This window comes from Mycobacterium talmoniae (assembly GCF_001854525.1).
Lineage (GTDB): Bacteria > Actinomycetota > Actinomycetes > Mycobacteriales > Mycobacteriaceae > Mycobacterium > Mycobacterium talmoniae.
Map to the genome: position 1 here is coordinate 1 of NZ_MLQM01000190.1, position 10,369 is coordinate 10,369.

Sequence of the window (10,369 nt, forward strand, 5' to 3'; positions counted from 1 at the left end):
GGGTGGCCCCGGCGGCGGGGGCGGCTGTATTCCCGGGGTGGGATGCGGCGGCTGGCCGTGATCGGCCAGGGTCGCCCGGCGAGCGTGCACAAACGCACGCGTAAACACCGGAAAACCCGTACATTCATGCACGCTCGCGGCTAGCGCTGACACGACGGGCACCAGAACGCGACCCGGCCGGCGGCCTCAGCCGACTCGATCGGGGTGCCGCAGCGACGGCAGGGTTGCCCGCCGCGGCCGTACACCCACAGCTGGCGGCCGCGCCGGGTGTCGCCGGTGGTGCACCGCGACCAGCGTGAGCGGTTGGCCCACAACATTTCCCGAGCACGGACCGCCAGCCGCTGCGGATCGGTGATCGACCCGACCGGCGCCGACGGCCGTCGGCCGATCACGAAACACAGCTCGTTGCAGTACACGTTGCCGATCCCGGCGACGACCCGCTGATCGAGCAGCGTCTCGGCCAGCCCGCGCCGCGGATCGGCCATCAGGTTGGCGGCGGCGACCCGGGGATCCCAGTCCTCGGCCAGCAGGTCCGGCCCCAGGTGGGCCACCGCATCCTGGTCGCGGTGGCGGTCGAGGAGCTCCAGCACCCCCAAGTCGATCCCGAGCACCCGCACGGCATCTCGGCCCTGCCCGGCTTCCAGCAAGATCCGCACCCGGTGATCGAGCGGCCCGCGGCTCACCCGCCAGCTGCCGTCCATCTTCAGATGCGAGTGGATGCTGACCTGCCCCACCCGGATGAACAGGTGCTTGCCGCGGCTGCACACCTCATCGACCGACTGCCCGGCCAGGTCGACGCTGGCATAGCGCGGCACCCGGATATCGCAGCGGGTCAACGCCTTGCCGACCAGCGCGTCGCGCAGCACGGCAGCGGTGTGCCAGACGGTGTCGCCTTCGGGCATGGTCACAGTCTGCGGCACGCGCCGTTTGCCCCGCCAGCCGACCCGCCCACGCCGAACGTGCGTCCATGGCGGAGTTTCGGCCGATTTTCCGCCCTGGACGCACGTTCGGCGAGAGGCGATGAGCCGGCGAGACGGCGAGAGGCGCGTCAGTGCCGGAGTCGCAGCCCGCGCGGGGTGCGAGCAAACCCCGCCGCGGCCAACGCCGCCAGCACCGGCGACTCCCGGATCTGCAGCACCGGGACGCCGTCCACCCGCTCGATCAGGATCGCGTCGACGCGGCGGGCCGCCACCAGCTCGGCCAGCCCGGTGGCGGCGGCCCGATGCGCCTCGGGGTCGTCGGTGAAGCTCAGCAGCGACCGGCCGCCGCGCTCCACAAACCAGGCCAGGACGCCGTCGACCAACACCACCAGCGCCCCGGCCTTGCGGCCCGGCCGGGCGGTGCCGTCGCGGGCCGGCCATCCCAGCGCCGCCCCGTACGGGTTGGCCGGGTCGGCGGCGGCCAGCACCACCGCGTGATACTCGGGCCGCTGCGGGTCGACGCCGTCGAGATAGCCGCGCAGCCGGTCGACCGTCGACGCGACCGCGAACTGCGCCCCGCCCAACGATTCGATGAAATAGCCGCGCTGGCAGCGCCCGGCCTCCTCGAACGCGGTCAACACCTTGTAGAGGCTGGCGAAACCGCCCGGCGCCCCCTCGGCGGCCACCGCGCCCTTGGTCAGCACCCCGTGCCGATGCAGCAGCAACTCGGCCTGGTGATGCGCCCGCACGGTGGAATCCGGTTCGGCCGTCGGCAGCGCCGACCAGCGGCCCGCCACCGCCGGGTCGGCGGCGCGGGACGCCGCATGCGCGACGCTGTACCGGCTCAGCCGCGGCGGGCGCCGTTGCCGATGCGCGGGCGCGGACCGTTTACGGGCCCCCGCGCCGCCGAGGATCGCGCGCACCGGGGCGAACGTGTCGCCGGTGACCCAGCCCGCCCAGATCAGTTCCCACAACGCGGCTTTCAGTTCGCTGTCGGCGATCCCGGACCCGAGTTGACGGAAGAAGAACGCGCCGCCACCGGCCAGGGCGTCCAGGATGGTGCGGTGGATGTCGCCGAATTCCAGTGGGCTGCCGGGGGTCAACGTCAACGGCGCGGAATCGGCGGTGTGAAAGACGATCCAGCCGTCGGTGCCGGAGATCGCACCGGCACCCGACCAGAGCACCTCCCCGGAGGCCAGCAGCTCGTCGAGCAGCGCCGGGGAGTAGTCGCGCACCCGCGGCGCCAGCACCAGCGGTTCGACCGCCGAGGCGGGCAGCGGCACCCCGGCCAGCTGCTCGAGGACCCCGGCCAGGCCGTCGACCCCGGACCCGGCGTCGGCGCCGAACTGCTGCCAGGCCGGCAGGAATCGGCCGTAGGCGGCGGTGGACACCGGTTCGATCTGGGCCCGCAGCGCGGCCAGCGACCGGCGCCGCAAAATCCGCAGCACGTCGGCGTCGCACCATTGCTCACCGACCACCTCATCGAGGAATTCGCCGCGCACCAGCCGCCCGTCGGCCGCCAGCCGACCCAGCACATCGGCGGCCACCCGCGGCCCCAACCCGAACCGGGCGGCGGCCGCGGCGGTGGTGAACGGCCCGCGGGTGCGGGCGTAGCGGCCCAGCAGCTCGGCCAGCGGGTCGGCGACCGGGTCGGTGAAGCTGACCGGCACCCCGATCGGCACCGCGATCCCGATCCCGTCGCGCAACCGGCCGATGTCCTCGATCGCCGCCCACCAGGTCTGCCCGGCGAAGGACACCGTGACGGCGCGTTTGGCGGCGCGCAGCCCCTCCAGCCAGCCGCCGACGTCGGCGCCGCCGGAGCGGGCGGCCACCTCGTCGGCGGTCAGCGGACCCAGCAGCCGGAGCAGGTCGGCCACCCCCTCGGCGTCGCGGGCGGCCCGGTCGGGGGACAGGTGCTGGAGTTGAGCGGCAACGGCTGCGACGACCTGGGGGTCGAGCAGCTCGCGCAGCTCCACCCGGCCCAGCAGCTCGGCCAGCAGGGTGGCATCCAGCGTCAGCGCCGCCGCGCGCCGCTCGGCCAGTGGGCTGTCCCCCTCGTACATGAACGCCCCGACGTAGCCGAACAGCAGCGACGCCGCGAACGGCGACGGGGTGGCGGTCTCCACCTCGGCGACCCGGACCCGACGCTGCGCGATCTGCGTCATCAGCGCGGTCAGGGCGGGCACGTCGTAGACGTCTTGCAGGCATTCCCGGACGGTCTCCAGCACGATCGGAAAGTCCGCGTAGTTGCGGGCGACGTCGAGCAGCTGGGCGGCGCGCTGGCGTTGCTGCCACAGCGGTGACCGGCGACCGGGGTGTCGGCGCGGCAGCAGCAGCGCCCGCGCCGCGCATTCCCGAAACCGGGCGGCGAACAGCGCCGACCCGCCGACTTCGGCCGTCACGATCGGCTCGATCTCGTCGGCGTCGAACACGAACAGATCGGCGCCGGGCGGCCCCGCCCCGGCGTCGACATCGGTATCGGGCAGCCGCACCACGATCCCGTCGTCGGAGGCGGTCGGCTTCTCGTCCACGCCGTAGCGTTCGGCCAGCCGTCGGCTCACCGCCAAGGCCAGCGGGCCGTGCACCCGCAGCCCGTACGGCGAGTGCAGGATCACCCGCCAATCGCCGAGCTCGTCGCGGAACCGTTCCACCAGCAGGGTGGTGTCGGTGGGCACCGTGGTCGTGGCGGTGCGCTGATCGTCGAGCAGCCGCCACAGGTTCTCGGCGGCATAGTCGTCGAAACCCAGCTCGGCGCACCGTTTGTCGAACGCCGCGCGACTCAAGCCGGCCAGCTCCCCGGTGAACGCGCCGACCGCGGCGCCCAGCTCGGCGGGCCGCCCGACGTTGTCGCCGCGCCAGAACGGCAACCGGGCCGGCTGGCCGGGGGCGGGGATCACCAGCACCCGGTCGTGGGTGATCTCGGTGATCCGCCAGCTGGTCGCCCCCAGCGAGATGACATCGCCGGGACGCGACTCGTAGACCATCTCTTCGTCGAGTTCCCCGACCCGGGACGGTTTTTCCGACGCCAGGTACACGGTGAACAGTCCGCGGTCCGGGATCGCGCCGCCGGAGGTGACCGCCAGCCGCTGCGCGCCCGGACGCGCGGTCAACGTCCCGGTGTCGCGGTCGTAGACCAGCCGGGGGCGTAGCTCGGCGAACTCGGTGGACGGATACTTACCGGACAGCAGGTCCAAGGTCGCCTCGAACGCGCTGCGCGGCAGCGTCGCGAACGGGGCGGCCCGCCGCACCGTGTCGAACCAGGCGTCGGCGTCCAGCGGCTCCAACGCGGCGGCCGCCACCGTGTGCTGGGCCAGGATGTCCAGCGGGTTGGCCGGCACCTGCAGGGCCTCGATCTGCCCGGCGCGCATGCGTTGGGTGGTCACCGCGCAGCCGATCAGATCGGTGCGGTGTTTGGGAATCAGTACCCCGGAGGAGATTTCGCCGACCTGGTGCCCGGCCCGCCCGATGCGCTGCAGGCCGCTGGCCACCGACGGCGGCGCCTCGATCTGGATCACCAGGTCGACCGCGCCCATGTCGATGCCCAGCTCCAGGCTGGAGGTGGCCACCACCGCCTTCAGCCGCCCGGACTTCAGGTCGTCTTCGACGGCGGCGCGGGCCTCTTTGCTGACCGAGCCGTGGTGGGCGCGGGCCAACACCGGTGGCGCGCCGTAGCTTTGGCCGCTGCCCAGCAGCTGGGCCGGCGCACCGCCGGCCACCTGCGGATTGGGTGCCGCCGCCAAATCCACTCCGCAGCGTTCGGCGTGAATCTCGTTGAGCCGGGCGGTGAGCCGCTCGGCCAGTCGACGCGAATTGGCGAACACGATCGACGAGTTGTGCGCCTCGATCAGGTCGACGATGCGGGTCTCGACCTCGGGCCAGACCGTGTTGCCGTCCGGGTTGGCCATATCCGGCACCGGGACCTGCACGGTGAGCTCGAAGGTCTTGCTGGCCGGGGGAGCCACGATGGTGGTCGGGGATTGCCCGGACAAGAACCGGGCCACCTCCTCGGGCGGGCGGACGGTGGCCGACAACCCGATCCGCTGCGCCGGCGCGGGCAGCAGCGCGTCCAGGCGTTCCAGCGACACCGCCAGGTGGGTGCCGCGTTTGGTGCCGGCCACCGCGTGCACCTCGTCGACGATGACGGTTCGCACCCCGGCCAGGGTGTCGCGCGCCGCCGACGTCAGCATCAAAAACAGCGACTCGGGGGTGGTGATCAGGATGTCGGGTGGGCTGCTGATCAGCTGGCGGCGCCGGGCCGGCGGGGTGTCGCCGGAGCGCACCCCGACGCTGATCTGGGGTGCGGGCAGCCCGTGTCGTTCGGCGATCCGGGAGATGCCGGTCAGCGGCGTGCGCAGGTTGCGTTCCACGTCGACGGCCAGCGCCTTGAGCGGCGACACATACAGCACCCGGGTGCCCGGGTCGGTCGCGGGGTGTCGGGCCAGGTCATCGATCGCCCACAGGAACGCCGCCAGCGTTTTCCCGGACCCGGTCGGCGCGATGACCAGCGTGTTGTCCCCATCGGCGATGGCCGACCAGGCCTGGGCCTGCGCCGGGGTGGGGGTGGCGAAGGTGCCCGCAAACCAGTCCCGGGTCGCCGCACCGAACCGGGCCAGCGGATCTGCAGGTTTACCGGCCACCTAGCCATGGTGGCACGGGGGACCGACATCGCCGAGGGTGCCGATTCATCCGCGAGACGCCGCGCGCAGGCGGCCCGCTGGGTGCTTGCCTTGCCGCGGTTTCGTGTCCGGCGTCCGCGGGTAGGCCAGCCCTATGACAGCTGACACCACCACCACCGCACCGCCGGACGATCGCAAACGTCGGGTCTGGACCTGGGTGAACTGGGCGCTGGCACTGCTGACCGCGCCGGCCGCGGCCCTGGTGATGATCGTTGGGCTGGGCGCGGTGATGAGCACCGCCGCCTGCAGCGCCGCCGAATGCCCCAACTTGGGGCCCAGCGGGTTCATGTTCAACGTGATGTACTACGGCGCCCCGATCGTGGCCGCCGCGACCATCCTCCTGTCGTTCTTCACCGCGTCGCGACGCCGCGGCGTCATCGTCCCGATCTGCGGCTGGGCGCTGCTGCTGGCCGACATCATCGCGATCACCATCACGTTCAACACCTGACCCGGCGTTGACTCTGCGGCCACCAGGCAGAAGTTCGAGTGGCATGCCTGGTGGACGCAGAATCAACGCGAAGGTCTAAGCGGCCGGCCCCGTCGATTAATCGCCGCCCGCCGCGGGTATGCCCCCGAGCGATGGATCACCGCCGCGCGCCGTTGCTGGAAGCGTTAGCCAGCTATCACGACAACGACCGGTACGGATTCAGTCCGCCGGGTCATCGGCTGGGCCGCGGCGCGGACGAGCGCGTGCTGCAGGTGCTGGGCCGCGACCCGTTCCGCTGCGACGTGCTGGCCAACGGCGGGTTGGACGACTGGTGCTCCCGCGGCCGGTACCTCGCCGACGCCGAAGAGCTGATGGCCGATGCGGTGGGCGCCTCCACGGCGTTCTTTTCGACCTGCGGCAGCTCGTTGTCGGTGCGGGCGGCGATGATGGCGGTCGCCGGCGGGGACCCGGGCGGGCTGCTGGTGCCGCGGGATAGCCACAAGTCGATTGTCGGCGGGCTGATCTTTTCCGGTATCCAGCCGCGCTGGATCACCCCGCGCTGGGACGCCGACCGCCACTTTTCCCATCCGCCGTCACCGGAGCGGGTGGCCGCGGCCTGGGAGGAGAACCCCGACGCCGCCGGCGCGTTGATTGTCAGCCCCGCGCCGTACGGCACCTGCGCCGACCTGTCCGCCATCGCCGACATCTGCCACGACCGCGGCAAACCGTTGATCGTCGACGAGGCGTGGGGTGCCCATCTGCCGTTTCACCCGGACCTGCCGACCTGGGCGATGAACGCCGGCGCCGACATCTGCGTGGTCAGCGTGCACAAGATGGGCGCCGGGTTTGAGCAGGGCTCGGTGTATCACGTGCAGGGCGATCTGATCGACCGGGACCGGTTGTCGGCGTGCGCCGATCTGTTGATGACGACCAGCCCCAACGTGCTGGTGTACGCCGCGCTGGACGGGTGGCGACGGCAGATGGTCGAGCACGGCCACGAATTGCTCGGTGCGGCATTGGATCTCGCCGCCGAGGTGCGGGAGCGCCTGGACCGGGTGCCCGACGTCGAGGTCCTCGACGAGGTGTTACTGGGGGCCGAGGCGTCGCACGAGCTGGATCGGCTGCAGGTCTTGCTGGACGTGTCGGCGACCGGCACCTCGGGTTACCAAGCCCGGGACTGGCTGCGCGACCAGGCCCGCCTCGACGTGGGACTCGCCGATCACCGCCGCATCCTGGCCACCCTGTCGTTCGCCGACGACCGCGGTACCGCCGACCGGCTGGTCAACGCGATCACGGCGTGGCGGGACGCCGCCGAATCGTTCGAGCGACCGCCGCCCCTGCGGCTGCCGCCCCCGGGCGAGCCGCAGCTGCAGACCGTGATGCTGCCGCGGGAGGCGTTTTTCGGCGCCACCGAAATGGTCGCCGCCGAGAAGGCGGCCGGCCGGATCGCGGCCGAGCAGATCACCCCCTACCCGCCCGGCATCCCGGCGGTGGTCCCCGGCGAGCTGCTCGACGACGCCGTCATCGAGTACCTGCGCTCCGGTCTGCGGGCCGGCATGGCGTTGCCGGACCTCACCGACCCGCAGCTGGACGCCATCCGGGTGGTCGCCTGACCTGACGTCGCCGACGTTTGGCGACCGGCCGCAACGGGTAGCTCATCCCTTACCAATGCGGCACCGAGCCCAGGAGAACGTGATGGCAGCGACGTCGGTGAAGTCACCCAACGATGTGGTCGATTTCCTCATCGGCCAGCATCAACGGATCAAGGGGCTGTTCGACGAGACGCTGTCGACGTCCGGACCCGAGCGCGACGAGGCCTTCGTTCAATTGCGGCGGCTGCTGGCGGTCCACGAAACCGCCGAAGAGGAAATCGTGCACCCGCGGGCGCGCCGCGAACTCGGCGACCGCCACGACATCGTCGAGGCTCGACTGGAAGAGGAGCACGAAGCCAAAACGGTCTTGGCCGAGCTAGAGGACCTCGACATCGACTCCAAGAAGTTCACCGAGCAGCTCAGCGAGCTGCGCGACGCGGTGCTCGACCACGCCGAACATGAAGAGCAGGAAGAGTTTTCCAAGCTGCGGCAAGACCTCAGCGACGACGAGCTGGAGCGGCTGACGCGCACCGTCAAACTCGCCGAGTCGATCGCGCCCACCCGGCCGCACGCCGGGGTGGAGTCGCGGGTCGCCAACCTGGTCGCCGGCCCGTTCGCCGCGATGATGGACCGGGCCCGCGACGCGATCCTGGGCTACAGCTGAGGGAGAATGGGATGCGATTCGGCGGGTATCTCGGCGCAATTGTGCTGGTGTGGTTGCTGATCGGCGTCCTGGCGACCTGGCAGCGCGGCTACTTTCAACGCAACGACACCAACTGCGCGACGGCCGGGTCCGTGGCGCTGACGGTGGTAGCGGGCCCGTTGAACTATGCCGGCGTCAACCCCAAAGTCACCGATTGCCGCCTGCCCGAACCCAGTTCGATGCCGGCGATCAATCTTGGATAACCCGATGGAGATGGAGGCGTCATGATAGGTCTGGGAGTCATCCTGTTGATTCTGGGATTCGTGTTCAACATTCCGGTGTTGTGGACGATCGGCATCATTTTGCTGGTGGTCGGCGCGGTGTTCTGGATCCTGGGGTCGATCGGCCGACCGGTCGCCGGCCGCCGGTACTGGTATTGAGCCTCACACCGCCGCGGGCCGCCGCCGCACCACCGCGGCACCCAGGACGGTCAGGCCGCCGACCACCGTCAACGGTATCGACCAGGCGCGTCGGCCAGCCAGCGACGATTGGCATTCGGCGACGTAGTCGGTGTGCGGCACGAGCTGGTTAACCACCGGGACGTTGGCCAAGTTCTGGTCGTTGGCCGACCGGGCGTCGGACAAATCGGAGACCATGGCGTTGCCGCAGCCGATCGTGCCCTCGTCGCTGCCGGTGACCGACACCGGCACCAACAACCCGATGAGGCCCGCGAACAGGGCCGCCGCGCCGACCAACAGGATGTACCGCCGGATGCTCATCGCGTTCCACCTTCCGACCCGCCGCTACAACCGGGTGGCAAGGAGCCGTTTTCCCATTTCGGCCCCTTTGCGGCTGTCCGCCTGGGCCTTTCGGAACAGTTCCACCACGTCGGGGTCCCCGTCGCGTTGCGCGTCGGCAATGTAGGCCTGCATCCGCAGCACGTTGTCGAGGCATTCGCGGGTGTAGCGCAGCAGGTTGTAATCCTTGTTGCGGGTGCCGGTCACCTCGCCGGGCTCGGTGTCCATCGCAAATCCCTCCAGTGCCGAAGCCATCGGGCCACCACGGGCTACCCGGCGCCGCCGCTACCTAAACGCCGGGACCGGGCGGGTAGCGCAGCACCGCACCGACGCCGTCGACCGGATCCGGGTGATTGCCGGGCGCATCGGCCGGGTACTCGCCGGGCACAGGCGTCGATCGAGGAGGGACTGTGGGCGAAGCCACGGATGTCACCGCGCGGGCCCGGCGGGAAGCCGACGCCTACCGCGGCGACAACCCCCGACCGCTCGCCGGCTACCTGGTGGTGTTGGCGACCTACGGCGCACTGGTGGCGCTGACCACCGTGCTCGCGGCGGTCACCGGTCGTCGGCTGCCGGACGGGTGGCGCGTCCAGGACCTGCTCATCGTCAGCCTGGGCACCCACAAACTGTCCCGCACGCTTACCAAGGACGCGGTGACCAGCCCGCTGCGGGCCCCGTTCGCCCAGTACGCCGGAACCGGCGGCCCCGCCGAGGTGCAGGAAGAAACGCGCCACGACAGCCAGCTGCGGCACAGCCTCGGTGAGCTGGCCACCTGCCCGTTCTGCCTGGACATGTGGGTGGCGACCGCGTTTGTGATCGGGTTGATCTTCGCGCCGCGGCTCACCCGGTTAGCCGCCGGCACCTTCACCGCGCTGACCGGCGCCGACTTTTTGCAGCTGGCGTACGCAATCGCCCAACAGTCCGCCGAAGGCTGACTTCACGATTGGAGGCCCGATGCCGACCCCGCCCGCGGTGTCTGCGGCCGCTCGCGCACTCGTTGAGACGCTGCTGTGGTGGGTGGTCACCACCGCGGTGTGGCTGGCGACGCTGACCGCAATCAGCCCGCCGGAAGCGCTGCTGGCGGCGGCGTGCACGCTGCCGTGCGCCGTGCTGGCCCGCGCGGCCCGACGCGACAATGGCGGGCGGTGGCGGTTCCGGGCCGGCTGGATCGGCTGGGCGGGTCGGGTGCTGGCCGAACTGCCCGGGCAAGCCGCCCAGGTGTGGCGCTACGCGCTGATCCGCGACCGACGCCGCCGCTCGACGATCAGCCCGGTGCCGCTGCCGGCCGAGGCGGAGCCGGTGGCGGCACCGGGC

Annotated in this window: 11 protein-coding genes; 7 read left to right on the top strand and 4 right to left on the bottom strand. The window is 71.3% G+C overall.

The window, feature by feature from the left end:
• Nucleotides 1-140: 140 nt before the first annotated feature.
• Together nei2 and BKN37_RS23260 are read right to left on the bottom strand one after the other, a co-directional pair.
• Nucleotides 141-902: an endonuclease VIII Nei2 gene (gene nei2, locus BKN37_RS23255; protein WP_071029309.1), complete on the bottom strand. Its 762-nt coding sequence runs from the start codon at nt 900-902 to the stop codon at nt 141-143.
• A 146-nt stretch (nt 903-1,048) separates the two neighbouring features.
• Entirely contained in the window at nt 1,049-5,557 is a 4,509-nt protein-coding gene (locus BKN37_RS23260) for an ATP-dependent helicase (protein WP_071029301.1), read from the bottom strand.
• A 133-nt stretch (nt 5,558-5,690) separates the two neighbouring features.
• Between BKN37_RS23260 and BKN37_RS23265 the strand changes: the two genes are divergently transcribed.
• The 5 genes from BKN37_RS23265 (at nt 5,691) to BKN37_RS29340 (ending at nt 8,698) form a co-directional block, all read left to right on the top strand.
• Nucleotides 5,691-6,044 (top strand): hypothetical protein, encoded by a 354-nt coding sequence (locus BKN37_RS23265; protein WP_071029302.1) that lies wholly within the window; start codon nt 5,691-5,693, stop codon nt 6,042-6,044.
• A 131-nt stretch (nt 6,045-6,175) separates the two neighbouring features.
• Nucleotides 6,176-7,636, top strand: a complete 1,461-nt coding sequence (locus BKN37_RS23270; RefSeq protein ID WP_071029303.1) for an aminotransferase class I/II-fold pyridoxal phosphate-dependent enzyme — start codon at nt 6,176-6,178, stop codon at nt 7,634-7,636.
• A gap of 82 nt (nt 7,637-7,718) precedes the next feature.
• The gene (locus BKN37_RS23275) at nt 7,719-8,279 is read left to right on the top strand and encodes a hemerythrin domain-containing protein (protein WP_071029310.1); all 561 of its coding nucleotides are present in this window, start codon (nt 7,719-7,721) and stop codon (nt 8,277-8,279) included.
• Nucleotides 8,280-8,290: 11 nt separating this feature from the next.
• Nucleotides 8,291-8,521, top strand: a complete 231-nt coding sequence (locus BKN37_RS23280) for a hypothetical protein (protein ID WP_071029304.1) — start codon at nt 8,291-8,293, stop codon at nt 8,519-8,521.
• Nucleotides 8,522-8,542: 21 nt separating this feature from the next.
• Complete coding sequence (locus BKN37_RS29340; RefSeq protein ID WP_095407188.1) at nt 8,543-8,698, top strand: DUF6131 family protein; 156 nt, start codon at nt 8,543-8,545, stop codon at nt 8,696-8,698.
• 3 nt (nt 8,699-8,701) lie between these two features.
• On the opposite strand, the gene BKN37_RS23285 is transcribed toward BKN37_RS29340, so the two are convergent.
• Nucleotides 8,702-9,037, bottom strand: coding sequence for an aminopeptidase (locus BKN37_RS23285; protein WP_071029305.1), 336 nt, complete (start codon nt 9,035-9,037; stop codon nt 8,702-8,704).
• 24 nt (nt 9,038-9,061) lie between these two features.
• Nucleotides 9,062-9,283 (bottom strand): hypothetical protein, encoded by a 222-nt coding sequence (locus BKN37_RS23290; RefSeq protein ID WP_071029306.1) that lies wholly within the window; start codon nt 9,281-9,283, stop codon nt 9,062-9,064.
• Between the two features lie 182 nt (nt 9,284-9,465).
• Here BKN37_RS23290 and BKN37_RS23295 point away from each other — a divergent pair, with 182 nt between their 5' ends.
• Together BKN37_RS23295 and BKN37_RS23300 are read left to right on the top strand one after the other, a co-directional pair.
• On the top strand, nt 9,466-9,990 hold the full coding sequence (locus BKN37_RS23295) for a DUF1360 domain-containing protein (protein ID WP_071029307.1): 525 nt from the start codon (nt 9,466-9,468) through the stop codon (nt 9,988-9,990).
• 19 nt (nt 9,991-10,009) lie between these two features.
• A partial coding sequence (locus BKN37_RS23300; protein WP_071029308.1) for a hypothetical protein occupies nt 10,010-10,369 on the top strand: 360 nt, incomplete at its 3' end.

What these genes read in the sequence shown, in the direction of transcription:
- BKN37_RS23285 (WP_071029305.1), bottom strand. Translation starts at nt 9,037, where the DNA reads ATGAGCATCCGGCGGTACATCCTGTTGGTCGGCGCGGCGGCCCTGTTC.
- nei2 (WP_071029309.1), bottom strand. Translation starts at nt 902, where the DNA reads ATGCCCGAAGGCGACACCGTCTGGCACACCGCTGCCGTGCTGCGCGAC.
- BKN37_RS29340 (WP_095407188.1), top strand. Translation starts at nt 8,543, where the DNA reads ATGATAGGTCTGGGAGTCATCCTGTTGATTCTGGGATTCGTGTTCAAC.
- BKN37_RS23265 (WP_071029302.1), top strand. Translation starts at nt 5,691, where the DNA reads ATGACAGCTGACACCACCACCACCGCACCGCCGGACGATCGCAAACGT.
- BKN37_RS23280 (WP_071029304.1), top strand. Translation starts at nt 8,291, where the DNA reads ATGCGATTCGGCGGGTATCTCGGCGCAATTGTGCTGGTGTGGTTGCTG.
- BKN37_RS23290 (WP_071029306.1), bottom strand. Translation starts at nt 9,283, where the DNA reads ATGGACACCGAGCCCGGCGAGGTGACCGGCACCCGCAACAAGGATTAC.
- BKN37_RS23275 (WP_071029310.1), top strand. Translation starts at nt 7,719, where the DNA reads ATGGCAGCGACGTCGGTGAAGTCACCCAACGATGTGGTCGATTTCCTC.
- BKN37_RS23270 (WP_071029303.1), top strand. Translation starts at nt 6,176, where the DNA reads ATGGATCACCGCCGCGCGCCGTTGCTGGAAGCGTTAGCCAGCTATCAC.